The organism is Streptomyces sp. NPDC046887 (assembly GCF_040644755.1).
Lineage (GTDB): Bacteria > Actinomycetota > Actinomycetes > Streptomycetales > Streptomycetaceae > Streptomyces > Streptomyces lichenis.
In genome coordinates this window covers 45762-71298 of the sequence record NZ_JBEYXH010000013.1, presented here as the reverse complement: position 1 = coordinate 71298, position 25537 = coordinate 45762, and the positions used below count along the sequence as shown (strand labels likewise).

General features: G+C 74.1%; 21 protein-coding genes and 1 pseudogene. 16 read left to right on the top strand and 6 right to left on the bottom strand.

The features are described from left to right. Nucleotide 1 precedes the first annotated feature (1 nt). The 7 genes from ABZ945_RS15255 (at nucleotide 2) to ABZ945_RS15225 (ending at nucleotide 10775) form a co-directional block, all read left to right on the top strand. Entirely contained in the window at nucleotides 2-4546 is a 4545-nt protein-coding gene (locus tag ABZ945_RS15255; protein WP_361268727.1) for a beta-ketoacyl synthase N-terminal-like domain-containing protein, read from the top strand. Beyond that, nucleotides 4543-4890, top strand: a complete 348-nt coding sequence (locus ABZ945_RS15250) for an acyl carrier protein (protein WP_361268724.1) — start codon at nucleotides 4543-4545, stop codon at nucleotides 4888-4890. Before ABZ945_RS15255 ends, ABZ945_RS15250 begins: the two co-directional genes overlap by 4 nt. Nucleotides 4891-4893: 3 nt before the next feature. Next, nucleotides 4894-5880, top strand: a complete 987-nt coding sequence (locus ABZ945_RS15245; protein ID WP_361268721.1) for an alpha/beta fold hydrolase — start codon at nucleotides 4894-4896, stop codon at nucleotides 5878-5880. Next, on the top strand, nucleotides 5877-7178 hold the full coding sequence (locus tag ABZ945_RS15240) for a glycosyltransferase (protein WP_361268719.1): 1302 nt from the start codon (nucleotides 5877-5879) through the stop codon (nucleotides 7176-7178). Before ABZ945_RS15245 ends, ABZ945_RS15240 begins: the two co-directional genes overlap by 4 nt. Then, nucleotides 7162-8220 carry a class I SAM-dependent methyltransferase gene (locus ABZ945_RS15235; RefSeq protein WP_361268716.1) on the top strand — a complete coding sequence of 353 codons (1059 nt, stop codon included), beginning with the start codon at nucleotides 7162-7164 and terminating at the stop codon, nucleotides 8218-8220. Before ABZ945_RS15240 ends, ABZ945_RS15235 begins: the two co-directional genes overlap by 17 nt. 205 nt (nucleotides 8221-8425) lie before the next feature. Beyond that, nucleotides 8426-9643: a lytic transglycosylase domain-containing protein gene (locus tag ABZ945_RS15230; RefSeq protein ID WP_361268943.1), complete on the top strand. Its 1218-nt coding sequence runs from the start codon at nucleotides 8426-8428 to the stop codon at nucleotides 9641-9643. 124 nt (nucleotides 9644-9767) lie between these two features. Beyond that, nucleotides 9768-10775 carry a LacI family DNA-binding transcriptional regulator gene (locus ABZ945_RS15225; RefSeq protein ID WP_361268713.1) on the top strand — a complete coding sequence of 336 codons (1008 nt, stop codon included), beginning with the start codon at nucleotides 9768-9770 and terminating at the stop codon, nucleotides 10773-10775. Between the two features lie 77 nt (nucleotides 10776-10852). Here ABZ945_RS15225 and ABZ945_RS15220 read toward each other — a convergent pair whose 3' ends face one another. The 4 genes from ABZ945_RS15220 to ABZ945_RS15205 form a co-directional block, all read right to left on the bottom strand. Then, nucleotides 10853-12136 carry a serine protease gene (locus tag ABZ945_RS15220; RefSeq protein ID WP_361268710.1) on the bottom strand — a complete coding sequence of 428 codons (1284 nt, stop codon included), beginning with the start codon at nucleotides 12134-12136 and terminating at the stop codon, nucleotides 10853-10855. A 284-nt stretch (nucleotides 12137-12420) separates the two neighbouring features. Next, a complete protein-coding gene (locus tag ABZ945_RS15215) occupies nucleotides 12421-13932 on the bottom strand; it encodes a DUF4246 domain-containing protein (RefSeq protein ID WP_361268707.1) in 1512 nt (503 codons plus the stop codon). A 91-nt stretch (nucleotides 13933-14023) separates the two neighbouring features. Then, nucleotides 14024-16231: a GAF domain-containing SpoIIE family protein phosphatase gene (locus tag ABZ945_RS15210; protein ID WP_361268704.1), complete on the bottom strand. Its 2208-nt coding sequence runs from the start codon at nucleotides 16229-16231 to the stop codon at nucleotides 14024-14026. Continuing rightward, nucleotides 16228-16626: an STAS domain-containing protein gene (locus tag ABZ945_RS15205; protein ID WP_361268701.1), complete on the bottom strand. Its 399-nt coding sequence runs from the start codon at nucleotides 16624-16626 to the stop codon at nucleotides 16228-16230. The genes ABZ945_RS15210 and ABZ945_RS15205 overlap by 4 nt, the downstream gene beginning before the upstream one ends. 200 nt (nucleotides 16627-16826) lie before the next feature. Here ABZ945_RS15205 and ABZ945_RS15200 point away from each other — a divergent pair, with 200 nt between their 5' ends. From ABZ945_RS15200 to ABZ945_RS15170, 7 genes and pseudogenes are all read left to right on the top strand, one after another. Further along, entirely contained in the window at nucleotides 16827-17825 is a 999-nt protein-coding gene (locus tag ABZ945_RS15200) for a sporulation protein (protein ID WP_361268940.1), read from the top strand. 156 nt (nucleotides 17826-17981) lie between these two features. Further along, a complete protein-coding gene (locus ABZ945_RS15195; protein ID WP_361268698.1) occupies nucleotides 17982-18437 on the top strand; it encodes a TerB family tellurite resistance protein in 456 nt (151 codons plus the stop codon). Between the two features lie 177 nt (nucleotides 18438-18614). After that, on the top strand, nucleotides 18615-19313 hold the full coding sequence (locus tag ABZ945_RS15190; protein WP_361268696.1) for a GAF and ANTAR domain-containing protein: 699 nt from the start codon (nucleotides 18615-18617) through the stop codon (nucleotides 19311-19313). Next, a pseudogene (locus tag ABZ945_RS15185) lies at nucleotides 19310-19684 on the top strand (amino acid permease); the annotation flags it as partial. The gene ABZ945_RS15190 and the pseudogene ABZ945_RS15185, both read left to right, overlap by 4 nt. Nucleotides 19685-19911: 227 nt before the next feature. After that, nucleotides 19912-20250 (top strand): STAS domain-containing protein, encoded by a 339-nt coding sequence (locus ABZ945_RS15180; protein WP_361268693.1) that lies wholly within the window; start codon nucleotides 19912-19914, stop codon nucleotides 20248-20250. Nucleotides 20251-20341: 91 nt separating this feature from the next. Further along, a complete protein-coding gene (locus ABZ945_RS15175; RefSeq protein WP_361268938.1) occupies nucleotides 20342-21145 on the top strand; it encodes an alpha/beta hydrolase in 804 nt (267 codons plus the stop codon). Continuing rightward, on the top strand, nucleotides 21145-22461 hold the full coding sequence (locus ABZ945_RS15170; protein WP_361268690.1) for a SpoIIE family protein phosphatase: 1317 nt from the start codon (nucleotides 21145-21147) through the stop codon (nucleotides 22459-22461). Before ABZ945_RS15175 ends, ABZ945_RS15170 begins: the two co-directional genes overlap by 1 nt. On the opposite strand, the gene ABZ945_RS15165 is transcribed toward ABZ945_RS15170, so the two are convergent. Both ABZ945_RS15165 and ABZ945_RS15160 read right to left on the bottom strand, forming a co-directional pair. Continuing rightward, nucleotides 22427-22855, bottom strand: a complete 429-nt coding sequence (locus ABZ945_RS15165; protein ID WP_361268687.1) for a hypothetical protein — start codon at nucleotides 22853-22855, stop codon at nucleotides 22427-22429. The genes ABZ945_RS15170 and ABZ945_RS15165 overlap by 35 nt on opposite strands. Nucleotides 22856-22885: 30 nt before the next feature. Beyond that, nucleotides 22886-23350, bottom strand: a complete 465-nt coding sequence (locus tag ABZ945_RS15160; protein WP_361268684.1) for an SHOCT domain-containing protein — start codon at nucleotides 23348-23350, stop codon at nucleotides 22886-22888. A 194-nt stretch (nucleotides 23351-23544) separates the two neighbouring features. Between ABZ945_RS15160 and ABZ945_RS15155 the strand changes: the two genes are divergently transcribed. Together ABZ945_RS15155 and ABZ945_RS15150 are read left to right on the top strand one after the other, a co-directional pair. Next, nucleotides 23545-24132, top strand: a complete 588-nt coding sequence (locus ABZ945_RS15155) for a potassium channel family protein (protein WP_361268682.1) — start codon at nucleotides 23545-23547, stop codon at nucleotides 24130-24132. Further along, entirely contained in the window at nucleotides 24129-25535 is a 1407-nt protein-coding gene (locus tag ABZ945_RS15150) for a DUF2252 domain-containing protein (protein WP_361268680.1), read from the top strand. The genes ABZ945_RS15155 and ABZ945_RS15150 overlap by 4 nt, the downstream gene beginning before the upstream one ends. Nucleotides 25536-25537: the final 2 nt, after the last annotated feature.

The following is a 25537-nucleotide window of genomic DNA, read 5'->3' as shown; positions in this document are numbered from 1 at the left end:
GATGACCGCCTCTCCCTCAACCGTTTCGGCGGTTCCGGTGGCCATCACCGGGATGGCGGTGCTGCTGCCCGGCGCCCCCGACCTGGCCACCTACTGGACCAATCTCCGGGACGGCGTGGACGCCGTCACCGAGATCCCCCCGGGCCGTCTGGACGCGTCCTACTACCGGCCGCCCCCACAGGAGGCGGGCGCCGACCGGCTCTACTGCCGCCGCGGCGGGTTCGTGGACGGCTTCGCCGAGGTGGACGCCGCCGGTCTCGGCATCATGCCGGCGGCCGTCCCGGACACCGAACCGGACCAGCTGATCTCCCTCACCACCGCCGCCCGCGCCCTGGCCGACGCGGGCGGCGAGGACCGGCTGCCGCCCCGCGAGCGGATCGGCGTCGTCCTGGGCCGGGGCGGCTACCTCACCCCCGGACTGGTCCGGCTCGACCAGCGGGTACGCACCGCGCACCAGCTCACCCGGACCCTGGGGGAGATCCTGCCCGGCCTCGGCGCCGAGCAACTGGCACGGGTCCGCGAGGCGTTCACCGCGACGCTCGGTCCCGAGCGGCCGGAGGCGGCCATCGGCCTGGTCCCCAACCTGGCCGCCTCCCGGATCGCCAACCGGCTCGATCTGCGCGGCCCCGCCTACACCGTGGACGCCGCCTGCGCCTCCTCGCTGGTCGCGGTCGACCAGGCGGTGGCCCAACTCGCCCGGGGCGGCTGCGACCTGATGCTGGCCGGGGGAGTGCACCACTGCCATGACATCACCCTCTGGTCGGTCTTCACCCAGCTGCGCGCCCTCTCGCCCACCGACCGCATCCGCCCCTTCCACGCGGGCGCCGACGGGCTGCTCATCGGCGAGGGCACCGGTGTGGTGGTCCTCAAACGGCTCGTGGACGCCCAACGCGACGGGGACAGGGTGTACGCGGTGATCCGGGGCACCGGTGTCGCCAGCGACGGCCGCTCCTCCGGGCTGATGCACCCCGACTCCGGCGGCCAGGCCCGCGCCGTCCGCCAGGCCTGGCAGGCCGCCGGACTCGACCCGCGTGCCCCCGGCTCGCTGGGCCTCCTGGAGGCCCATGGCACCGCCACCCCCGCTGGTGACACGGCCGAACTCGCCACCCTGGCCGAGGTGTTCGGGTCACCGTCAGACAGCGCCGCCCGTGCCGCCATCGGCAGCGTCAAGTCGATGATCGGCCACTGTATGCCCGCCGCCGGGATCGCCTCCCTGGTCAAGGCGGCCCTGGCCACCTACCACGCCACCCTGCTGCCCACCCTGCACTGCGACGCCCCGCACCCCGCCCTGGAGCGCACCCGCTTCGGCCCGCTCGCCGCGTCCGCGCCCTGGGACGCCCCACTGCGCCGCGCCGCCGTGAACGCCTTCGGCTTCGGCGGCATCAACGCCCATGTGGTCCTCGAAGAGGCACCGTCACCCCGCCCGGTCCATTTCACCACGCACCCGGCGGCCGTACGCGAGCCGGAGCGGGTCCTGCGTCTCTCCGCCGCCACCCCGGCCGCCCTGGCCAGGCTGCTCGACAGCGACGACAGCACCCTCCTCACCGCGGCGCTCGACGCACGGGACCCCAAGGAGGCGGGTCCGGTGCGGCTCGCGATCGTCGCGCCCGACGCGCGGCGCCTCGCGCTGGCCCGCCGTATCGTCCCCCAGGGGCGCCCCTGGCGCGGACGGAGCGATCTGTGGTTCACCCCGAGCCCGCTCCTCGGCCGGGTCGGCGGCGGCCGGCTGGCCTTTCTCTTCCCCGGGCTCGACGCCGAGACGGCCTCCGGCGCCGACGAGGTCGCCGCCCACTACGGGCTGCGCCCGCCCGGCCGCGCGGACTCCGGCACCGGCGATGTCGCCCGGCACGGGCTGGCGGTGCTCCGCACCGGGCGGGTACTGGACACCGCCCTGCGGGCCGAGGGCGTCCACCCCGAGGGGCTGGCCGGGCACAGCGTCGGCGAGTGGGCGGCCATGATCTCCGGCGGGATCTTCGCCGCCGACGCGGCGGACGCCGTACTGGCCGACTTCGACCCCGACACCTTCCGGGTGCCCGGAGTGGTCTTCGCCGCGCTCGGCGCCTCCGCCGAACGCGCCCGCCAGGCCATCGCCCCGTACCCCGGCCTCGTCCTGTCCCACGACAACTCGCCCGGTCAGTCGATGGTCTGCGGCCCCGAGGAGGACGTCCGCGCCCTGCTCGCCGAACTGCGCGGTGCCGGGGTCATCTGCCAGGTGCTGCCGTTCCGTTCGGGCTTCCACACCCCGATGCTGGCGCCCTATCTGGCCCCCCTGGCCGAGGGCGTCCAGGCGACCGCCGTCCACCCCGCCCGTATCCCCGTCTGGTCGGGCACCACCGCCGCACCCTTCCCGACCGGGCCCGCCGAGGTCCGCGCCCTGTTCCTGCGGCATCTGCTGGAGCCCGTACGGTTCCGGCAGCTGACGGAGTCGCTGTACGGGGCCGGGTTCCGCGCCTTCGTCCAGGTCGGCGCGGGCGGGCTGACCTCCCTGGTCGGCGACACCCTGCGCGACCGCGACCACCTCTCCATCGCCGCGGACAGCCCCCGGCACGGCGGGCTCGCCCAACTGCTGCGGGTGCGCGCCGCGTTGTGGGTGGAGGGATACGAGATGAGCCGCCGCGCCACCACCCGTGACGCGTCGGTCCGGCTCGACCTGGGCGGCGCCCTGCTCGACCTGGACCCGGACCGGCGTGACGCCCTCCGCGCCGAACTGGCCGCCGTCACCGCCCCACCACCGGTCACCGCCGCCCCGCTCGCCCGCTTCCACGGCAGCCACCCGCTGGCGGCCGAGGTCGACGCCCTCCTCGGCGACACCGCCCACGCCGTAGCCGCCGTCCTGCACGCCGCACCGGGCACTGTCGCCACACCCGGGAAGAGCCCGACACCCGGGAAGAGCCCGACCGCCACCGCACCGGGCGCTCTAACCGCACCCGGGAGGAGCCCGGCCACCGCCGCACCGGCCAAGCGAGCCACCTCCGCCCTGCCCCTCGGGCCCGGCGACCCCACTCCACCCCCCGAGCCCGTCGGCGGCACCCTCCTCCGGGTCTCCGTCGAGACCATGCCGTACCTCCTCGACCACTGCTTCTTCCCGCAGCGTCCCGGCTGGCCCGAGCCCGCCGACCGCCACCCGGTGGTGCCCGCCACCACGGTGCTGCACCACCTCACCGCCGCCGCACGGCGTGCCGCACCGGGGCGGCACGCCGTCGCCGTACGCGATCTGCGCCTGGAGAAGTGGGTGACCGCCCTGCCCCCGGCGGACGTGGCCCTCACCGCGCGGCTCCGCCCCGACGGGCGGTACGACACCGCCTTCGGCCCGTACGCCCGCGCGGTCGTGGAGACGGCCCCCGCCTTCCCGGCCCCACCGCCCCCCTGGGCGAGCAAGGGAGCCGCCGCCGAGGAACCCTGCACCCTGCCCGCGCACCGGCTGTACGCGGACCGCTGGATGTTCCACGGCCCGGCCTTCCAGGGCATCACCGAGCTGACCGCGCTCGGCCCGGTCAGTGCGCGCGGCACGATCACCGTGCCCACCGCCCCCGGCGCGCTCCTGGACAACGTGGGGCAGCTGCTCGGCTACTGGCTGATGGCCACCCACCGCACCCGTACCGTGCTCTTCCCGGTCGCCCTGCGCGAGCTGCGGCTGTACGGCCCCGACCCCGTACCCGGCACCCGGGTCCACTGCCGGATCTCGGTCACCGCCGTCACCGAGGACACCGTCGTCTGCGACGCCCGACTCACCCTGGACGACGGCACGGTATGGGCCGACATTACCGGCTGGCGGGACCGCCGCTTCGCCGCCCCCGACACCCGCCGCGAGCACGGCTACCCGGAGCGCCGCGCCCTCTCCGAGGAGTCCGACGAGGGCTGGACCCTGCTGCGGGACACCTGGCCCGACCTCGCCTCCCGCGACCTGGTCATGCGCACCCATCTGGGCCAGGACGAACGGGCCGCCTATGAGCGCCGCTCCCCGCGCGCCCGAGGCCCCTGGCTGCTCGGGCGCATCGCCGCCAAGGACGCGGTCCGCCACTGGCTGTGGCGGCAGGGCGCGGGCGATGTCTACCCCGCCGAGCTGCGCATCCGCAACGACGAGCAGGGCCGGCCGCGGGCCGAGGGGGTGTACGGCCGCGAACTGCCGCCGCTACGGCTCTCGCTGGCCCACCGGGGCCGTGCCGCCGTCGCCCTGGTGCGGCCCGCCGAGAGCGCCGCCGCTGTCGGCATCGACATCGAGGAGGTCGCCGACCGCTCCCTGTCCACCGTGCGGGCGGCCCTGGGGGCACGGGAGGTGGCCCTGCTCGCCGGATGCGCCGGCGCGGGCGGTCCCTCGCTGTGGTTCACCCGCTTCTGGGCGGCCAAGGAGGCCGCCGCCAAGGCCGAGGGGACCGGGCTCGGCGGCAGACCCCGGGACTTCGAGGTGACCGAAGCGGCCGCCGAAGCCCTCACCGTCATGGTCGGCGGCCGACGCCATCTGGTGCGCTGCACCCTCATCACCGACTCCGACCGGGCCCATGTCGTGGCCTGGACGGTGACACCCCCCGAGGAGAACCCCCTGTGACCAGCACCGACCCGGTACGCGTCTATTCCGCCAGGAAGGACGCGGCCTACCCGCCGCCCCCGGAGGCCGTCCTGGCCGAGGTCGCCTCGATGATCGAGCTGATCCTGCACGAGTACGCCGACGGGCTGCCCGAGATCACCTGGGACACCCGCCTCGGCGACGACCTGGAGCTGGAGAGCATCGACCTGGTCACCCTCTCCGGGCTGCTCACCGAGTGGTATGGCGAGAGCGTCCACCTGGCCCGGTTCGTGGCCGGGCTGGACCCGGACGCGATCATCGCCCTGACCGTGGGCGACCTGGTGGACCACATCGTGGCCCGGCTCGCCCCCGCCGCGGGGGAGTGAGCGATGGTGATGGTCCGCGCCGGCGGCCTGCTGCACCATGTGGCCCGCCTCGGTCCCGAGGACCCCTCCGAGGACACCTCCGGGGCCCCGCCCGTCGCCGTCTTCCTGCACGGCGCCTTCATCGACACCCTGGCCAGCTTCTACTTCACCCTCGCCCCGGCGTTCGCGGCGCACGGCTGGGACACCGTGATGTACGACCTGCGCGGCCACGGCCGCAGTGAGCGCCCGCCCACCGGCTACCGCGTGGAGGACTTCACCGCCGACCTGGACGCCCTGCTGGATGCCCTCGGCCTCACCGAACCCGTCCATCTGGTGGGCAACTCCTTCGGCGCCACCCTGGCCTTCGACTTCGCCCTGCACCACCCGGACCGGGTGGCCAGCCTCACGGCCGTGGAGGGCTGCCCGGCCGGCTCCGGCTGGGCCGAGGCCATGGCCGGGGCGCTGCACCGCGCCACCGAGACCCTTCCCGAGGACCAGGCGCTGGCCTGGTTCACCGAGCAGTACGGCACCGTGTCCTCCACCCGCACCGGCGACCCGGTCCATGACGCCCGGATCGCCCGCCTGGGCCGGAACGCCGGCCGGCTCATCCGGGCGACCACCATCACCCGGGACATCCCGCACAGCCGCCGCCCCGCCCCCGACCAACTGGCCGCCCTGCGCTGCCCGGTGCTGCTGGTCAACGGCGAACACGGGTTGGTGGCCACCGAGTCGGCGCACCTCACCGCCGTACTGCCGCGCTGCCGCCGGGTCATCGTCCCCGGCCACAAGCACTCCGTACTGGTCGAGGCGCCGACCGAGGTCACCGGCCTGACCCTGGCCTGGCTGGACGAGCACACCCGTGCCCGCCCGGCGCCGACCGCCCCGGACGCGGTCCACCCGGCGGTGACCGCCCTGGACGCGGCCCGCCCGCTGGCGACCGCCCCGGACGCGGCCCGCCCGGCGCCGACCGTCCCGGACGCGGTCCACCCGGTGACGGGAACCGCCCGGTGAGCCGCTACCTCTTCGTGGTGCCGCCGCTCAGCGGCCATATCAACCCCGCCGCCGAGGTCGCCGCCGAACTCACCGCCCGGGGCCACACCGTGGCCTGGGCGGGCCGCCCCGGCATCATCGGCCGCCTGGTCGGCGAGGAGGCGGAGGTCTATGTCTGCGCGGGCCCGGACGGACTGCACGGGCGGCCCCCGGAGCTGCGCGGGGTCGCCGCCCTCCAGTTCCTCTGGCGGGACTTCTTCGTCCCGCTCGCCGACGCCATGGCGGAGGGCGTCACCGCCGCCGTCGACCACTTCCGCCCCGATGTGGTCGTCAGCGACCAGCAGGCCCTGGCCGGCGCCCTGGTCGCCGAACGGCTCGGCGTCCCGTACGCCACCTCGGCCACCACCTCCGCCGAACTCACCGACACCCTCGGCCAGATGCCCTCGGTGGCCGCCTGGCTCAGCGAGCTGCTGGCCGGTGCCCGCGCCCGGCTCGGCGACCCCGCCGCCACCGGTGACCCGCGCTTCTCCCCGTACCTCACCCTGGCCTTCACCACCCCCGAGTTCCTCGGCGCCGCGCACCAGCCGCGCCAGGGCCTCCGGTTCGTGGGCCCCGCACTGCCGGGCCGCCCCGGCTACGGTGACTTCCCCTGGGAGTGGCTGAACCGGCAGCCCGATGCCGCCCTCGTCCTGGTGACCCTCGGCACCGTCAACCAGGACGCCGGGGCCCGCTTCCTCACCGAGACAGCCGCCGCCCTGCGGGAACGCTCCGACCGGCTGCGGGCCGTGGTCGCCGACCCGGGCGGCGCCCTGGCGGCCGCCGACACCGGCCCCACCGTCCTCGTACGCCCCTTCGTCCCGCAGCGCGCCCTGCTCGGCCATGTCTCCGCGGTGATCTGCCACGCCGGGCACAACACCGTCGCCGAGACGCTGTGGCACGGGGTCCCGCTGGTCGTCGCACCCATCCGGGACGACCAGCCGGTGGTCGCCCGGCAGGTCGTGGACGCGGGCGCTGGGGTACGGCTGCGCTTCGGCCGCGCCGGCCGGGCCCAGATCGGCGCCGCGCTCGACACCGTCCTCACCGAGCCGCGCCACCACGGGGCCGCCCGCCGGCTGAGGGCGTCCTTCCACCGCGCCGGAGGAGCCGGCGCCGCCGCCGAACACCTCGAAGAGCTCGCCCGGAACCCCACCCGGCACCCCCCGGCCCAGGCCACCTCACCAGCCCAGGCCCCACCCGGCCAGGCCGCACCAGCCCCGGCCCCACCGGGCCAGGCCCCACCCGCCCAGGAGGAAGGAACTCCCCATGGCAGCCACTACTGAGCAGATCGCCAAGCTCCGCACCGCCTACCAGGCCGAACTGGCCGGCGGCACCGACCGCTTCTTCCTGCCCCGCCGCACCGGCTGCCCCTGGTGCCTGGGACCCGATCTGAGGGTCAAGCTGCGCACCGTCGACCATGTGCAGCGCAAGCCCGGCCGGTTCGTGCTGGACGAGTGCCTCTCCTGCGGCCACATCTTCCAGAACCCGCGGCTCAGCCAGGAGGGCCTGGACTTCTACTACCGCGACTTCTACGACGGCCTCGGCGCGGAGACCACCGCCCGGATGTTCGAGGGCAGGGGCAGCGAGAAGCGGTTCCAGCGCAGTGTGCGCGCCCTGCTGCGGTACACCCGCCCCGGCCGCTGGCTCGACGTCGGCACCGCGCACGGCCACTTCCCCGCCAGCGCTGGAAAGCTGCTGCCCCGCACCCGCTTCGACGGGCTGGACATGGGCGAGAGCGTGCTGCTCGCCCAGCGGCAGGGCCGTATCGCCGAGGCCCACCAGGGCCAACTCACCGACCTGGCCGAAGGGATGGCGGGCCGCTACGACGCGGTCAGCATGTTCCACTACCTGGAGCACACCCTCGACCCGCACTCCGAACTTGCCGCCGCTCGCACCGTGTTGGACCACGGAGGCCACCTCCTCATCGAGGTGCCGGACCCCGAGTCCCGCACCGGCCGGCTGCTGGGCGACCTCTGGATGCCCTGGTTCCAGCCTCAGCACCTCAACTTCATCCCGCTCGCCAACCTCTGCGACCGGCTCACCGGCCTGGGCTTCACCGTGGTGGCCGCCGAACGTACCGACGCCCATATCCCGGTCGACCTGGTCTGCGCCGTGTGGTTCCTGCTCGGCCGCGTGCTGCCGCCCGACGATGTGCCCTGGGCGGCGACCCGCCCTACCCCGGCGGCCCACGCCGCCCGCTGGGCCCTGGTCTGGGCGGCGGCCCCCTTCCTGCTCGCCGCGTACGGCATCGACCTGCTGCTCAGCCCTCTGCTGCGCCGCAGCCGCTTCTCCAACGCCTACCGCGTCATCGCCCGCCGCGACTGACCCCCCGTACCCCGCCCTCCCATCGACCCCCGACCCCCACCGTCGGCCCCGTGCTCCCCACCCCCCGGGGCCGACCCGAGGAGCCACCGTGACCCCCACCCACGACCCGCACCCCGACCCGGCCGCCGCGCCCCCGCCCCGCAGGTCGCCCCGGCACGCGGCCCCGCCCCGGCGCTTCAGGCTCCGCCGCAGGGCGTGCCGCCGGATCCGCCGCGCCGCTCTGGCGGCCGCCGCCGTCACCGTGCTCACGGCCTCCCAGGCGCCGGTCCAGGAGGGCGCCCAGGGCGGCGGGGACCAGGCCACCGCCCTCGCCGCCCCGGGTGGCAACGGCACCCCGGGCATCGCGGCCCCCGGAGGGTTGCCGGTCCCCGGCCCCCTCCTCCCGGGCCAGACCGACGGCTCGTACCACACCGAACTCCCGCCCCTGGCCGCCGTCACCGGCCCGCTCACCCCGCCCGCCGCCGCGCTGGTACGGGCCGAGTCCGGGATCCCCGCCACGGTGCTCGCCGCCTACCGCGCGGCCGAGGAGTCCGTGCGCCGCGGCGACCCCGGCTGCCGGCTGCCCTGGCAACTGCTCGCCGCCATCGGCAAGGTGGAGTCCGGGCACGCACGCGGCGGGGCCGTGGCGGCCGACGGCACCACCCGGGGCCGTATCCTCGGCCCGGTCCTGAACGGCAACGGCTTCGCCGTCATCGCGGACACCGACCATGGGGCGTACGACGGCCATCCGCAGTACGACCGCGCCGTCGGCCCGATGCAGTTCATCCCCTCCACCTGGGCCAGGTGGGGCGCGGACGGCAGCGGCGACGGGCGCGCGGACCCGGACAACGTCTTCGACGCCGCCCTCGCGGCCGGCCGCTACCTCTGCGCCGGCGACCGGGACCTGGCCCTCCCGGCCGGTCTGGACCGGGCGGTGCTCAGCTACAACCACTCCACCGCGTACCTCAGGACCGTCCGCTACTGGCTGGCGTTCTACCGCACCGGAGCCCACGGTGTGCCCGACGGCAGCGGCACCCTCCCGCACAGCCCCGGCGCCGGCGGCACCACCCCGGCCACCCGCCCCACCGACCCGGACATCATCATCGGCCCACCCCCCGGCCCCCGCCCCGCACCTTCCCCCACCCCCACCCCCGCTCCCAGCCCCCGCCCCACCACCAGTCCCCGCCCCACCCCCTCACCCACTCCCCGCCCCACTGGCTCCCCGACCACCCCCGGCACCCCCACCCCCACCCCGTCCTCCCCCTCTCCCACACCCACCCCCACCCCGTCCCCCACCGACTCCACCACCCCGTCCCCGGACCCGGGCACCCCCACCGCCACACCCCCGAGCACCCCCCTTCCCACCTCCACCCTCTCTCCGTCGCCCACCCCCTCTCCGACAGCCGACGCCACCCCGAGCAGCGACCCGAGCGGAACACCGTGAGCCGGTACGGTGAACGACCATGCCCGGGACGGGAGTTGTGCCCGCCCCCGGCTTCTGTTCTGATCGGGACATGACAGCGCTCTCCGGCTTCCGAGCCGTACGCCGGCCCCTACACCGGCCGACCATGGCCGACGTGGCGGCGGAGGCGCATGTCTCCATCAAGACGGTGTCCCGGGTGGTGAACCGCGGCCCCGGGGTGCGCCCGGACACCGCCGACCGCGTCCGGGCCGCCATCGAACGGCTCGGGTTCCGCGCCACGGGCCCCGACGCGCGCAGCCGGGTCCACACCGTCGGCCTGGTGGTCGAGACCCTGGCCGGCCCCTTCTCCGCGCAGATCGCCGCCGCGGTGGAACGGGAGACCCGATTGCACGGGTACAACCTGATCACCGTCTCCGCCGAGAGGTCGACCGCTCCGGACCGCCGGCTGCTGCACGACCTGGCCTCCCGCTGCGTCGACGGACTGATCGTCGTCCCGGCCGGCGAGGCGGCCCGTACGGAGTCCCAGGTGGCGGGGAGTGGTATCCCCCTCGTCTACCTGGGCCGCCCGGCCCGGGGCGCGGTGGACGCGGTCCTCAGCGACAACCAGGGCGGGGTACGCGGTGCGGTCGAGCACCTGGTCGCGCACGGCCACCGGCACATCGGGTTCCTCGGCGGCGCCCCGCACCGGTGGACGGCCCGGCAGCGCCGTGACGCCTTCGTCCACACCCACCAGGCCCTGGGCTTACCCGGCACCCCGCGTGTGTCCATGGGTCCGCACACCCGCGACTCGCTGCTGCACGCCCTCCGGACCTGGAGCCGCCCCACCGCTTCCGCCACCGTCACCGCCGTCATCGCGGGCGACAACCGGGTCACCCTGCTCGCGCTGTACGCAGTGCGAGGCCTCACCAGCCCGCTCTCCCTCGTCGGCTACGACGACATCGAGCTGGCCGACCTGATCGAACCGTCCATGACGGTCGTCCACCAGGACCCGGCGGCGCTCGGCCAGAAGGCGGCCCAGCAGCTGTTCTCCCGACTGCGCGGCGACCGGACGCCTCCGCAGACCTTCGTCCTCCCGACCCGGCTGATCGTGCGCGCCTCCAGCCGCCGCCGGCCCGAGGCCGACCAGGAGCGACCGCGGAACTCCGAGGGCTGAGCCGCCGGACCGCACCGTTTGACGCGCGAGGCGGGTACGGGCAGCATGCGCCCGTACCCGCCCCACGCTCGCCGGCCTCAGCCGTTGTTGTCGATGTCCCCCCTGATCTGGTCGTAGACCAGCTGGATGCGGGTGCCGATATTGGTGCCGCTGGGGCAGCCCCCGCCCCAGTGCAGGGCGATCACCTTGTGCGAGGAGGCCGCCAGCACCGGCGAGCCCGAGTTGCCGCCCGAGGTGTCGCAGCGGTAGCCGGTGTCCTCGCCCCGCACCGCGACGTCGATCTTGCAGGTGGCGCCGCCGTCGTTCTCCTCGTAGATGGACAGGCGCTTCGCCTTGGCGTCACCGTGGCCGGGGATGTAGATGCGCTCACCGGCCTGCGGGGTGCGGGCGTCGAGGTAGAGGGTGCCGAACGAGCGGATGCTGTCGAAGCTGTTCACGCTGAACAGCGTGTAGTCCAGCGACGAGCTGGTCCTGATGAAGTCGGCGCCGCTCACCTTGGTGCCCGGCCTGGGGTCGTTCCCGCCGCAGGTGGCGCACTGGTAGTCGAACTGGAACTCACTGGCGCGCAGATCGGCGGCGCTGCCCAGGCAGTGGTTGTTGGTCACCATGCGGTTGGTGGTGCCGACCCGCCAGGCGGTGCAGTGGCCGCGGCCGTTGAGCAGCTGCCGGGCGACGGCGCCGCCCCGGGCGTACTCGGTGGGGTGGCTGCCGCGATAGCACACCACGTCGCGGCGGGCGTCCCGACCGCACACACTCCTGGCCTTGCGGTCCTGCGCCTGCTGCTCCGCGGCGTCGAAGCCCCGGTAGATCCGGTCGACGGCCACCCCGTACCCCGCCCGGCCCAGCCGCTGGGCCTGGCGGGCGCCGGTGGCGTGCAGAGTGACGACCGCGGTGTCCCCGTCGATGGACAGGGCGGCGAAGCCCCGGTGGCCGTGCTCGGTGCGGTCCGAGCCGCGCCGGGGGTCCGCGTAGTAGGTGTGCTTCTCCCGCCCGTCGGGGGAGGAGACGCTGACATAGTCGTCGCCGGCCAGCTTCAACGAGGCGAAGTGCACCTTCACATACGAGGAGCCGGGGGACCGGATCTCGGTACGCCAGGAGCGCCCCGAGGCGCCGTAGGCGATCCTGCGCTCCAACGCCCGCTCTGTACCCGCGGCTTCCGGACCGGGCGCCTCGGAGGCGGCGGGCGCCGCGGGCGCGGCGGTACGGGGAGTGGGACCCCCGGAGGTGTCCGCCAGGGCTGAGGGCTGGGCCCCCGCCCCGAGCGCCAGCACGGCCGCCGCCGCGCCGAGGGCGGTGCCCGCACACCGTGAACGCCGTCTGCGGGAGCGGAAGATGGGGAGGTCGGGTATGAGACGCTTCATGCGAGTGCCGTGCCTTTCAGCCGTGGGGGGACAGGGCGGGGCCCCGAACGGCACGGCGGAAGGTGTCCCGCTCGGGGCGCGGCGCGCGGGCCCGGCGCTGACGCAGAACCTAGGGACCGCACCGAACCGGGGTCAACGGCCGCACCGGGACTTGTCCGCCCTGTCCACCGCGGCACCCGGCCCGACATGGCCCTTCGCGCCCCGCCCCACCGGAAGTGGACCCGTCTTGTCCACGTGACCGGTCCACCCGCCCCGTACCGTCCCCCCTCCGCAGCCGACATGGCTCAGTGCTCGCAGAGCGAGAACTCCCGTTCGTAGAGCTGCTCGTTGTGCTCGTCCACGAAGAACGTGCGCTCCCGCATCAGCTGTTCGCGGAAGTCCTGGGCCTGCTCCAGCGTCATGGTGGACGTGTCGGACCAGGGCTGCTGCGGTGGCACATCGGAGGTCGAGACGATGGTCTCCGACGGGTCGACCAGGAAGAACACCAGGATCTTGCGGTGTCCCGGGCGGGTGGGGTCGGCGAGGCGGAAGGAGCCGACGCGGTGCTGCAGGACGTTCGGGAAGGCCAGGCAGCGGCCGGCCGGGGTCGATGCCGAGCCCAGCGGCTGGTTCAGCGCGTCCTCGTCCTCCAGCCCGTAGACCTCGCGCAGACCGTTCTCGTCGTTCTGCTCATAGGCCGGGTCGTCGAGTGCCGCCCGGAAGCCCAGCCGGCTCTCGGTGATGTTCTCGCTGTCCCAGTAGTAGATGCCGGTCGAGACGATCCGCTCGTTCAGCATCCCCTCGACATGCCAGGAACCGCCCGCGTACTCGGGCTGCTCCGGGGTGAGGTGGATGGTGGCGAGCTTGACGATGACCTGGAGGCGGCGGCCGCGCAGATCGACCCGGGCGGCCGCGTCGGGCGGCTCGGGCGGGGTGAAGGCCGGGGCGTCCGGGACGATGGGGCGGCGGTTCTCCCACCAGTCGCTCTGGGCCGCCTTCCAGGCGCTCAGGGCCGCCCAGTAGGCCGCCGTGTCCTCGCCGTAGGAGGACTTCTCCGGCCGCACCGGCTCCGCGTCGTACCACCCGTAGGGGTCGGCCTCGATCCGCAGCGGGCGCGGATGGCGCAGATCGGTGAGTACGTTCTCCAGCAGCGGGCGCAGCCGCGCGAACAGGTCGGGCAGGACGGCGGCGAGTTCGCGGTGGGTCTCGGGGTGGACGTTGTTCACATACGAACGGAAGGCGACCTCACCGTCGGCGGCGACCTCGACGTCCGTGGGCAGCCACTGGAACTTCTCCGAGAACTCGTACGCCGAGTAGTGGTCCGTCGGGTTCCGCCAGGCCCGCTCGGGCGCCCCGCTCACCCCTCTCACCAGGCAGAACAGTGAGGGATGCACCAGGTCCAGTACCTGGCCGCCGGATCCGGGGTGCCAGTCCCGTTCCGCTTCGGGGACCTCTTCCAGCGCCCGGACCGCCTCACGCAGCCGGGACCTCAGCCCGTCGTCCATCAGGGTGTCCGACTGCCACACCCCGTCCACGGCCGACACCTCGATGCCGGTTCGCTCGTCCCGCATCGCCGCGTAGTGCGCGAGTTCGGCGATGACATAGCGCACCTGCGCCTCGGTGAGGCCCTGGGCGACCGCCTCCTGAGTCCACCGGGCGACGATCCCGGCGTCGTGCGTCTTCTCGAACCACCCCGGCTTCTCCCGGATGGCGGCGCTGCACCGCATCATCTGGAGTTCCCGCAGCGTGCGGGGTGCCGCGAACGCCAGGGAACGCGAAGCGTGAAAGGGCAGCGGAAATGCGGACAAGCCGGTCAACTCTCTTGATCCTCCCGGTCGATGTGACGGCGGGAAGACTACGTCAGCGCACTGACACTGCCGCCGGCTGCCCGGCTCCGGGCGCCCCCGCTCAGGTGGCGGTGAGCACCAGGACGGCCTGGTCGTCGTCTATGTCGCGGCCACCGGTGAAGGTGTGCACCGCGCCGGTGAGGGTGTCGATGACCTGCTGGGCGGTGGGGCGGTGCGGGGCGGCGGTCAGGGCGTCGGCGAGGCGCTGGTCGCCGAACTGCTCGCCGTGGGCGTCCCGGGCCTCGGTGAGGCCGTCGGTGTAGAGCAGCAGGCTCTCGTACCGGCGCAGCCGCAGCCGGTGGGAGGTCACCCGCGGGTCGGCGGAGATGCCGAGCAGCGTGCCGGGGGAGTCGATGGGGTGCGCGGTGTGCCGGGCGTCGAGGTGGAGCGGGAGGGTGTGGCCGGCGCGGACGAGTTCGATGTCCAGGCCGTCCGGGGTGGGGGTGAGCCGGCCGTGGACCAGGGTGACGAAGCCGGTGCCATGGCTGTCGGGCCGGTTGGTCAGGGCCCGGTTGACGGCCCGGACGACGTCCTGCGGGCCGGGCAGCAGCGGCGCGACGGCCCGGGCGGTGTGCCGGACCAGCGCGGTAGTGGTGGCCGCGATGGCGCCGCGTCCGCATACATCGCCCAGCAGGAACGCCCAGCTGCCGTCGTCGAGGGGGAAGATGTCGTAGAAGTCGCCGCCGATGTCGAGCCCTTCGCCGGCCGGGTGGTAGGAGGTGGCGACGTCGGCGCCCGGCACCTCGGGCAGCTCGGGGAGGAGCAGCCCGGCCTGGAGGTCGCGGGCGAGGGTGACGCGGTGGGTGTACTGGCGGGCGTTGCGGGCGGCGGAGGCGGCGCGGCGGGCCAGCTCCTCGGCCAGGGCGACCGCGTGGCCGTCGAAGGTGTGCTCACCGGTGGACAGCAGGGTCACCGTGCCGAAGGTGGCGCCCCGGTCGGTGAGCGGGACGCAGAGGTAGCCGGTGACGCCCAGGTCGTGCCAGGGGCCCGGGCCGGTGGGGGTGCGGCGGGCGACCTCGCTGATACCGGAGGCCAGCACCCGGGCCACGGCGTCGTCGGCGGCGTCGTAGACCGGGATATGGGAGGCCAGCAGCTCCCGCCGGCCCTGAGTGGGGGCGGCGGTGGCGATACGGCGCACCCGCCCGCCCTCGATCACGTCGACCGCGCACAGGGGCGCCAGCCTCGGTACGCAGGAGGCGGCCAGCCGCCGGAGGGTCTGGTCGGCGTCCAGATCGGAGGACAGGGTGGTGCTGGCCTCCAGCAGGAAGGCGAGGTCGTCGCGGGCGGCCTTCTCCCGGTCCTCGGCCGCCCGCCGCGCCCGTTCGTCGCGGTGGCGTTCGACGGCCAGGGCGGCGGTGTCGGCGAAGACCCGGGCCAGGGCGAGGTCGGCCGCGCGCGGCGCCCGCGGGACGCGGTGGTACATCGCGAAGGTGCCCAGCAGCGAGCCGTCCCGGGCCAGGATCGGGGTGGACCAGCAGGCGGCCACCCCGGCCCGGCCGGCCAGTTCGCGGAAGTCGTCCCAGAACGGGTCGGTGGCGATGTCGGTGACGATCACCGGGCGGCGGCGGTGGGCCGCGGTGCCGCAGGAGCCCACGCCCTCGCCGGTGGCGATGCCGTCGATGGCCTGGTTGTAGAAGTCGGGCAGGCTGGGTGCCGCGCCGTGCCGCAGATGCCGGCCGTCGGCGTCGGCCAGCAGCACCGAGACCAGCACCTCCTCCGGGGCCAGCTCCTCGATGGCCCGGGCCATCCCCTCCAGCACCTCGGGCAGCGGAGCCTGGCGGGCGATCTGCTCCAGCAGCACCCGGTGCTCCGCGGTCAGCCGCTGGGCGTGCTTGACCTGGGTGGTCTCCACCCCGATGACCCGTACGCCCACGACATTGCCGCCGACGTCCAGCCGGGGCTCGTAGGTGAAGTCGAAGAACGCCTCTCGCGCCGCGTCCCCCTGCCCCAGCACCACCCGGGCATCGCGTCCGGTGAAGGGCTTGCCCGTGCGGTAGACCCGGTCCAGCAGCGCGGTGAACCCCTGCTCGGCCAGTTCGGGCATCAACTGCCCCAGCGGCACGCCGGTACGGGTGCGCTCGCTGCCGCCGATCGCGGCGAAGAACGCGTCGTTGGCCGTCTCCAGCATGTGCGCCGGACCGGCCAGCGAGGCGAACACGGCCGTCGACTGCCCGAACAGCGCCCGCAGATCGTCCTCCGCGCCGCCGCCCGCGACCCCGTACGGGCCGGTGGTGCTCCGGGGTGACTGCTGTTCCGGTACGCGCGTCATGCCTGGTGCCCCTCACTCGAACGGGCCGGATCATCGGGGCCGGCGCCTGCGGCCAGCGCCGCCGGCACATCGGCGTACACGGAGAACACCTGGTCCAGGCCGGTCAGCGAGAACAGCCGGGCCACCGAACCCGGTACGGACGCCAGCCGCAGCGCCCGGCCCGCCGCGGCCAGCCGCTGGTGCAGCCGTACCAGCGCGCTGATGCCGGAGGAGTCGCAGAACTCCAGCGCGGCGCAGTCGGCCACCACCGGGCCCACCGCATCCGCACCCCTGGCCAGCTCCCTCTCGCCGGCCTCCCGCAGCTGCACCGCGCTGTCGAAGTCGAGCTCGCCGCGCAGCACGAACACCACGTGCCGCGCCCCGTGCCTGACATCCACCGAGAACACCCTCAGCATCCCCCGAGCGAACCCCTCACCGACGATCCCCTCATGGTAGACAGCCGGCCGCGTCGCCGGGATCCCGGGCGGTCGCGCACCCCCTATGCTTCTACATGCGTGTAGAAAAAGCGAGGGATGGCAGACGTCTCCGGTTGCCCGACGGTGCCGTGAACGATCCGTATCGCATGTCCGCATCACACGAAGGAGTGGACTCCCTGATGGTGTTCAAACGGCTACTCGGCTCGCTCGGTGCCGGCGGTCCGAAGGTCGACACGGTGCTCGATCCCGGTGCGGTGGCCCCGGGCGGCGTGCTCGGCGGACAGGTCCATCTGGAGGGCGGTGACGCCGACTTCACCATCGAGCACATCACCCTGGAGCTCGTGGCCCGGGTGGAGGCCGAGCACGGCGACGGTGAGTCCGCGGGTACGGCGGCCTTCGACCGGCAGGTGGTCGGCGGCCCCTTCCGCCTGGCAGCGGGCGAGCGGCGCGATGTGCCGTTCTCGATCACCCTCCCGTGGGAGACGCCGATCACCGAACTGCACGGCCAGCAGCTGGGGATCGCCCTGGGGGTGCGGACCGAGCTCGGTGTGGCCGGCGCCCGGGACAAGGGTGACCTCGACCCGCTGACCGTGCGCCCGCTGCCCGTCCAGGAAGCGGTCCTGGAGGCGTTCGGACAGCTCGGCTTCGGCTTCGCCTCCACCGACCTGGAGGCCGGGCGCATCTCCGGCACCGGCCAGCGGCTGCCCTTCTACCAGGAGATCGAACTCACCCCCGCGCCCGCCTACGCAGACCGGGTCAACGAGATCGAGGTGACCTTCCTGGCGAACCCGGCCGGGGTGGAGGTCGTCCTGGAGGCCGACAAGCGGAGCGGGTACCCGCACGAAGGGGGCGACGCGCTCACCCGCGTCACCGTCGACCACGCTGACGCCACCCGCACCGACTGGAACGCCCGAGTCGAGAGCTGGCTCGACCGGTTGGCCGACCGCCGCCCTCCCGGCGCCTTCGGCTCCGGGTACGCCGACCACACCGCCCACGGCCACCATGACGAGCACGGCCCGGGCCGGCGCTCCGGGCCCGGTGCGGGCACGGCGGTCGCGGCCGGCGCCGCCGGGCTCGCGGTGGGGGTGGCCGGCGGCCTGGTCGCCGCGGAAGTCGTCGACGAGGTGGGCGACTTCTTCGAAGGGGACGACGAGGGTGGCGAGGCGGAGGAGGGCTGAGGGGCTCTCCGGGGCCGCGCCGATCTGGTAACTTCTACATCACTGTAGAAGTGCTCGACGGGTGGTCCGGGCCGGTGGCTGACCCGGCCCGGACCATCCCCTTCCTCACCCCCTTTCCCATCCCTTCCCATCCCTTCCCATCCATGAGGAGACGGCGTGGCCCTGTGGGACCGGATCAGGGAGTCGGCATCGCAGATGCAGACCCAGCTGATCGCCAAGAAGCACGACCTGAAGTCCGGAGCCTTCCGCGACGCCTCCATGGCGATGTGCGCGCTGGTCGCCGCGGCGGACGGCACCATCGACGCCGCCGAGCGGCGCCGGGTCGCCCAGCTCATCGCCTCCAACGAGGTGCTGGGGGCCTTCGACGCGGAGGATCTGCGCCGGCGCTTCGAGGACAACCTGGCCAAGCTCACGGCCGACTTCGACTTCGGCAAGGTCAGCGTGCTCCAGGAGATCGCCAAGACGAAGAAGAAGCCGGCCGAGGCCCGCGCGGTCGTCCAGATCGGCATCGTCATCGGCGGAGCGGACGGCGACTTCGACAAGACCGAGCAGTCCGTGGTGCGCGAGGCGTGCTACGCGCTCGACCTGCCGCCGCACGAGTTCGACCTCTGAGCCGCCGCCGGCAGGCCCCCGCGGGCGCGGGCCGCGGGCGCTCCACGGCGCGGCGGCCTGCCGCTGGTGATCGGCGCGACCTGGCAGGGTAGGGGGACGACGCGGACGCAGACGCTCCCGCCGCCCCGGTGGCCGCGACGCACACCCGGGCCGGCGGGCCGGAGCCTGGAGGCGACGATGGACGACGGCGACTGGGCGGAGTTCGCCCGGCGGATGGCGACGCTGGCGCGCGACCTGCTCGCGCAGCCCTCGGTGGACGCCACCCTCAAGCGGATCACCGAGTCGGCCGTGGAACAGATGGACGGCTGCGACGCGGCCGGCATCCTCCTCGTACGCCGCCGCACCGTCCGCACCCTCGCACCCACCGACGAGCTGGTGACCCGGGCCGACGAACTCCAGGAGCACCTGGGCGAGGGGCCCTGCCTGGACGTGATCCGGCACGACGCCGAACGCGTCTTCCGCGTCCGCGACCTCACCGCGCACCCCGACCGGTGGCCCCGTTTCGTACCGGAGGCCGCCGGCCTGGGCATCGGCAGCATGATGGGCTTCCTGCTCTACACCGAGGACGAGGAGCTGGGAGCCCTCAACCTCTACTCCCGCAGGCCCTCCTCCTTCACCGAGGCCAGTGAGACCACCGGCTGGCTGCTCGCCTCCCACGCCGCGGTCGCCCTCTCCAGCGCCCGCACCCACGCTCAGCTCGAAGAGGCCATGGCCACCCGGGACGTCATCGGCGAGGCCATCGGCATCCTGCGCGAACGCCACCGCCTCGACCCGGACCAGGCGTTCACCGCACTGCGCCGCTACTCCCAGGAGCGCAACATCAAACTACGGGACGTCGCCCGCCAGGTCTGCGCCAGCGGCCGTATCGGCACCTGATCCGGGTGCTGCCCGGCCGCCGCACCCCCTGGGCGGCCATCGCCGCCACCACCGTGCCGGCCCTGCTGCTGGCGCTGACCGGCAGCACGGCCACCCTGGCGTCCACCCTGGTGCTGCTGCTCCTGGTGGTCTTCCTGATCGTCGACACCGCCGTCCTGGTGCTGCGCCGCGATCCGGGTGAGTCCGGCCACTTCCGCGCCCCGAGCGTCCTGCCCGTCCTCGGCGCCGCCTCCTGTGTGCTGCTCGCCACCCGGATCGAGGCCGGGGTGTGGCTCCGCGGATCACTGGTCCTGGTCCTGGCTGCCGCCCTCGCCGCCGTCGCCGCCACCCGGCGGCGGCGCTCTCGGCCCGTACCCGAGGACCGCCCCTGAGCTGGCCTTTCGCCGCCTGCGGCAGGCGACACCCCGGGTGGGCTGTGGCGTGGACCATTGCCGGTGTGCAACGCTTGACGGACGAAGAGACTGGCCGGCCCGCGAGGCCGGCCATGGTGCTGGACATCGCCCCCCTCCCGGGCATTCGGCACCGCCATCGTCGGCGCGCCCCGCGAGGGGCGTTTCGCCTTTGGGCTCACCACCCCCTGAGAGGGGGCACGCCCACCATGCACAGCACCACCACCATCGACGGCACCACCGCCCGGATCACCCCGCACGGCGTGATCGACTTCGACACCCTGCCCGGCCTGCGCGCCAGCCGCGCCGCCCTGCCACCGGAGATCACCGCGGTCACCTGGGACCTGCGGGACACCGTCTTCATGGATGTCGCCGGCCTCCATCTGCTCACCGAGCACCTGTCGGAGAACGGCCACTCGCGGTGGATCGTGGCCGTCGCGGGCCTCGCCGCCCAGCCCGAGAGACTGCTGCGCATGGCCGCCGAGGCGTTCCCCGCCCTGGGCTTCGGCCGGCTGCTCCCCGGACCGCCCCGGGAGCAGGTCTCCTGAAGGCCCCGACCACCCGACCGCCCGACCATCCGACCGCCGGGCGACGGCCGGCGGTCGGATGGCCCTCGACGGTGATGACAGGATGAGTGACATGGATGTACGCCGCAGGAACAACGTCGTGGTGACCGGCCCGGAGGACGGGCCGGTGCTGGTGCTGGCCCACGGCTTCGGCTGTGACCAGAACATGTGGCGGCTGGTCCTGCCCGCGCTGGCCCGGCGCCACCGCGTCGTGCTGTTCGACTACGTCGGCTCGGGCCGGTCGGAGCCGTCCGCGTGGAGCGAGGAGCGGTACTCCGCCCTCGCCGGCTACGCCCGGGACGTCGTGGACATCTGCGAGGAGCTGGACCTGCGGGACGTGGCCTTCGTGGGGCACTCGGTCAGCGCGATGGTCGGTGTGCTGGCCGCCCAGGCCGCGCCGGAGCGCTTCGGGGCGCTGGTGATGGTGGCGCCGTCCCCGTGCTACATCGACTCCGACGGCTACCGGGGCGGGTTCAGCGCGGAGGACATCGACGAGCTGCTGGAGTCGCTGGAGTCCAACTACCTGGGCTGGTCGGCGGCGATGGCCCCGGTCATCATGGGCAACCCGGACCGGCCGGAGCTGGGGGAGGAGCTGACCGGCAGCTTCTGCGCCACCGACCCCGAGATGGCCCGGGTCTTCGCCCGCACCACGTTTCTTTCCGACTCCCGGGGAGACCTGGACGGGGTGAGTGTTCCCACGCTGGTCCTCGAATGCGCCCAGGACGCCATCGCGCCCCGTGAGGTCGGCACCTATGTCCATGACCGGATCCCCGGCTCCGTCCTGGTGACGCTGGAGGCCACGGGGCACTGCCCGCAGCTGTCCGCGCCCCAGGCCACCGCGGCCGCGATCCTCCGGTTCCTGGAGCATCCGCGGTGATGTGCCGGACAGCGGAGGACCCGGAGCCGCGCGAACCGAACGGGGCGGGAGACGGCGACGACCGGACGACGGACGCGGCGTTCAGCGCCCTGCTGGAGGACAGCGCCGAGGAACTGTACGAGTCGGCACCCTGCGGATATCTGTCCACGCTGATGGACGGCACCATCGCCAAGATCAACAACACCCTGCTGGAATGGCTCGGGACGGACCGCGAGGCGGTGGTGGCCCGCAAGCGGTTCGCCGACCTGCTCACCGTCGGCGGCAGGCTCTACCACGAGACCCACTTCGCCCCGCTGCTGCGGATGCAGGGCAGGATCACCGGCGTCGCCCTGGAGATGCGGACCGGCGACGGCGGACGGCTGCCGGTCCTGGTCTCCTCGGTCGTCAAGCACAGCGGCGACGGGGAGCCCCTGCTGATCCGCACCACCGTCTTCGACGCCTCCGCCCGCCGCTCCTACGAGCAGGAGCTGCTGCGCCGGCAGCAGGAGGCCGAGGAGGCCCGCCGGCAGGCCGAGGCCGACCGGGCCAGGCTGACGGAAGCCCTCGCCGCGCTCCAGCGGTCCCTGCTCCCCGCCGAGCTGCCGGCCGTGCCCGGGCTGGAGACGGCCGTGCACTACCACACGGCCTCCCCCGACCGGCTCGGCGGCGACTTCTACGACCTGTTCCCCCTGGACGGGAAGCGCTGGGCGTTCTTCCTCGGCGACGTGTCCGGCAAGGGCCCCCGGGCCGCCGCCGTCACCTCGCTGACCCGCTACACCCTGCGCACCGCCGCCCTGCACGACCCCGACCCCGCCGGGGCGCTGGGGACTCTGAACACCGTGCTCCACGAGCGCTACACCGGCGACGACCCCCGCTACTGCACCGCGATCTTCGGCGTCCTGGAACCCGACCGGGACACCGGTGAGGTGACCGTCCGCCTGGCCTCCGGCGGCCACCCGCCCGCCCTCGTCACCCGCGCCGACGGCACCGCCCACTTCCTGCCCACCCCCGGCGGACTCCTCGTCGGCGTCCTGCCCGACCCGCACTTCGTCGCGGCCACCACCGTCCTCGCCCCCGGCGACACCCTGCTGCTCTACACCGACGGCCTGACCGAGGCCCGCACCGGACCCGACCGCACCGACCTCTACGGGGACGAGGCCCTGCACGCCTTCGCCACCCGCCTCGACGGCCCCCCGCCCTCAGGGCTGGTCCAGGCCCTGACCGCCCTGCTGGACGGTCTCGGCGACGGCGTCGACGACGACACCGCGCTGCTCGCCCTCGGCGTCCCCGCCCGCCCCGGCGCTACGCGAACAGGTCGGACGGGCCGTCGCGCCTGACCACGCACAGGGCCCAGATGACGAAGGCCGCCATGGCGATCACCACGACCGACCAGACCGGGTAGTAGGGAAGGGAGAGGAAGTTGGCGATGATGGCGAGCCCGGCGACCGCCACGCCCGCCACCCGCGCCCAGGTCGCGGTCCGGAGCAGCCCGATGCCGATGATCACGGCGACCGCGCCCAGGACCAGGTGGATCCACCCCCAGCCGGTCAGGTCGAACGCGAACACATAGTCGCGCGTCGTCACGAAGACGTCGTCGTTGGCGATGCCCATGACGCCCCGGAAGATGTCGAGCAGGCCGACCAGGAACAGCATCACGGCCGCGAAGGCCGTCAGGCCGGAAGCCCAGTCCGCGCTCGCCGGGTGGGCCGGCCGGCTGTGTGTCGTGGTCATCTCGCGCCTCGTCTCGGATGGTGCGGACGTCTATCGTCCGGAGGTGGGGGCGGTGGGTCCTGCGGGCCCGGTCGGACCGTGGCCGGTCAGCACCAGCTCCTTCGCCCGGCGGAACTCCTCGTCCGTGATGGCGTGCCGGTCGCGCATCTCGGTCAGCCGGGCGAGCTCCTCGCTGCTGCTGGGCCGCCCGCCACCGGCGGTCTGCCTGATGTAGTCGTCGAACTCCTGCCGCTGGGCCCGCGCGTGGGCCGCCTCCCGGCGCCCCATGTTCCGGCCGCGGGCTATCACGTACACGAACACGCCCAGGAACGGCAGGAAGACGCAGAACACCAGCCAGCCGGTCTTCGCCCAGCCGCTCAGGGCGTCGTCGCGGAAGATGTCGGCGATCACCCGGAAGAGCAGGATGATCCACAGGATCCACAGGAAGAACCAGAGCATGCTCCAGAAGGCGCCCAGCACCGGGAAGTCGTAGGCCAGATAGGTCTGTGCGGTCATGTCCTGCCTCCTGACGTCCGGGACACCGGCCGCGGCGGCTTCCGCGCCGGCAGCGGTTCCGGGCCGGTTCCAGCGTGCCGAAGGCCGTGCCCGGACCGCCTCACCCGCCACGGGTGATCCCTCGGCACCGCCCCGGAGGTGCCATGGATCCCGGACGGCCGGGCGGACCGGCCGGATGGACGAAGAGACACGGGATGAGTGATCCGAGCACGGCCCGGACGGACCACCGCCGGCCCGGGCCGGACGCGCGCCGGCTCCGCCGGTGGGCGGCGGCCGTCGGGGCGGCCCGCGCCCTGTCCATCGCCGCCGGCCTGGTCACCGCCTACTACCTGCTGCCCCTGGACGAGCGCGACACCGCCCAGGCCGCGGCGCTGCTCGCGGGAGGCCTGCTCGCGGTGCTGGCGGTGTTCGCCTGGGAGACGCGGGCCATCGGGCGCTCACCGCACCCGAGGCTGAGGGCCGCCGAGGCCCTGGCCGCCACCCTGGTGCTGTTCCTGGTCCTCTTCGCCGCGGCCTACTACCTGCTGGACCGCTCCGCGCCCGGCTCCTTCACCGAGCCGCTGACCAGGACGGACGCCCTGTACTTCACCCTCACCACCTTCAGCACCGTCGGCTACGGGGACATCACCGCCCGATCCCAGACCGGGCGGATCCTGGCGATCTGGCAGATGGTGGGAGGACTGCTGCTGGTGGGAGTCGCCGCACGGATGCTGGCGAGCGCGGTCCAGTCGGGCCTGCGCCGGCAGCGCGGTGAGTCCGCGGACGAGGAGGTCCGACCATGATCGTGCCCAGTGCGGCCCACGGGCATCCGTCACCGGCCGAGCGGGCGGCCCACGGCAGGCAGGCGCGCAGACGGGCGCCGCGGTCCTCGCACGGCTGGTACGAGCCGGAACCGGACCGGCCCGACCCGGTCGAGGTGATCGAACGCCAGTCGGCCGAGCGGGTGCCGGAGCTGGTGCCGATCCGCTACGGCCGCATGCTGGAGTCGCCGTTCCGCTTCTACCGGGGCGCCGCCGCGATCATGGCGGGCGATCTGGCGCCCCTGCCCGGCAGCGGGCTGAGGGTGCAGCTGTGCGGAGACGCCCACCCGCTGAACTTCCGGCTGCTCGCCTCACCGGAGCGGCGGCTGATCTTCGACATCAACGACTTCGACGAGACCCTGCCCGGGCCGTTCGAATGGGATGTCAAGCGGCTGGCGGCCGGCCTGGTGATCGCGGGCCGGGCGAACGGCTTCCCGGTGAAGGAGCAGAACCGGATCGCACGGGGGTGCGTACAGGCGTACCGGGAGCGGATGCGGGCGTTCGCGGGCATGCGGACCCTCGACGTCTGGTACGCCCTGGACGACGCCGACCGGATCGCGGAGCTGGCCTCCTCGATCGGCGGGGAGGCGGTGGAACGCACCGCCAGAGCCACCGCGCGGGCCCGTACCCGCACCCACCTCCAGGCGTTCGCCAAGCTCACCCGGGTCACCGCCGACGGCCGGCGCCTCACCCCCGACCCGCCGCTGATCACTCCGCTCGCCCAGCTGGCGGCCGACCCGTCCGAGGCCGGGCGGGAGAAGGAGCTGCGCACCCTCGTGGGCGCGTACGCCCGGACGCTGCCCGCCGAGCGCCGGCATCTGCTGCGCCACTACCGGCTGGTCGACATGGCCCGGAAGGTGGTGGGCGTCGGCAGTGTCGGCACCCGCTGCTGGGTACTGCTCCTGCTCGGCAGGGACGACGACGACCCGCTGCTCCTCCAGGCCAAGGAGGCGCAGGAGTCGGTGCTCGCCGCCCACACCGACGGCGCACGCTACGACAACCAGGGCCACCGAGTGGTGGCCGGGCAGCGCCTGATGCAGACGGCCGGCGACATCTTCCTGGGCTGGACCCATGTGACGGGCCTGGACGGGCAGGGCCGCGACTTCTACGTACGCCAGCTGTGGGACTGGAAGGGCATCGCCCGGCCGGAGACCATGGGGCCGGGCCTGCTCGCCCTCTTCGGCCGGCTCTGCGGGGCGTCCCTGGCCCGGGCCCACGCCCGCTCGGGCGATCCCATCGCCCTCGCCGCGTACCTGGGCGGCAGCGACCGCTTCGACCGCGCGCTCGCCGAGTTCGCCCAGTCCTACGCCGACCGGAACGAGCGGGACTTCGCGGCGCTGGAGGACGCCCGCCGCACCGGCCGGATCACCGCCGAACAGCTCTGAGG

Coding starts and splice junctions, on each gene's coding strand:
- ABZ945_RS15170 (WP_361268690.1), top strand. CDS start 21,145: ATGTGCCGGACAGCGGAGGACCCGGAGCCGCGCGAACCGAACGGGGCG.
- ABZ945_RS15175 (WP_361268938.1), top strand. CDS start 20,342: ATGGATGTACGCCGCAGGAACAACGTCGTGGTGACCGGCCCGGAGGAC.
- ABZ945_RS15245 (WP_361268721.1), top strand. CDS start 4,894: ATGGTGATGGTCCGCGCCGGCGGCCTGCTGCACCATGTGGCCCGCCTC.
- ABZ945_RS15220 (WP_361268710.1), bottom strand. CDS start 12,136: ATGAAGCGTCTCATACCCGACCTCCCCATCTTCCGCTCCCGCAGACGG.
- ABZ945_RS15235 (WP_361268716.1), top strand. CDS start 7,162: ATGGCAGCCACTACTGAGCAGATCGCCAAGCTCCGCACCGCCTACCAG.
- ABZ945_RS15205 (WP_361268701.1), bottom strand. CDS start 16,626: ATGCTGAGGGTGTTCTCGGTGGATGTCAGGCACGGGGCGCGGCACGTG.
- ABZ945_RS15210 (WP_361268704.1), bottom strand. CDS start 16,231: ATGACGCGCGTACCGGAACAGCAGTCACCCCGGAGCACCACCGGCCCG.
- ABZ945_RS15180 (WP_361268693.1), top strand. CDS start 19,912: ATGCACAGCACCACCACCATCGACGGCACCACCGCCCGGATCACCCCG.
- ABZ945_RS15190 (WP_361268696.1), top strand. CDS start 18,615: ATGGACGACGGCGACTGGGCGGAGTTCGCCCGGCGGATGGCGACGCTG.
- ABZ945_RS15165 (WP_361268687.1), bottom strand. CDS start 22,855: ATGACCACGACACACAGCCGGCCGGCCCACCCGGCGAGCGCGGACTGG.
- ABZ945_RS15255 (WP_361268727.1), top strand. CDS start 2: ATGACCGCCTCTCCCTCAACCGTTTCGGCGGTTCCGGTGGCCATCACC.
- ABZ945_RS15155 (WP_361268682.1), top strand. CDS start 23,545: ATGAGTGATCCGAGCACGGCCCGGACGGACCACCGCCGGCCCGGGCCG.
- ABZ945_RS15200 (WP_361268940.1), top strand. CDS start 16,827: ATGGTGTTCAAACGGCTACTCGGCTCGCTCGGTGCCGGCGGTCCGAAG.
- ABZ945_RS15150 (WP_361268680.1), top strand. CDS start 24,129: ATGATCGTGCCCAGTGCGGCCCACGGGCATCCGTCACCGGCCGAGCGG.
- ABZ945_RS15225 (WP_361268713.1), top strand. CDS start 9,768: ATGGCCGACGTGGCGGCGGAGGCGCATGTCTCCATCAAGACGGTGTCC.
- ABZ945_RS15160 (WP_361268684.1), bottom strand. CDS start 23,350: ATGACCGCACAGACCTATCTGGCCTACGACTTCCCGGTGCTGGGCGCC.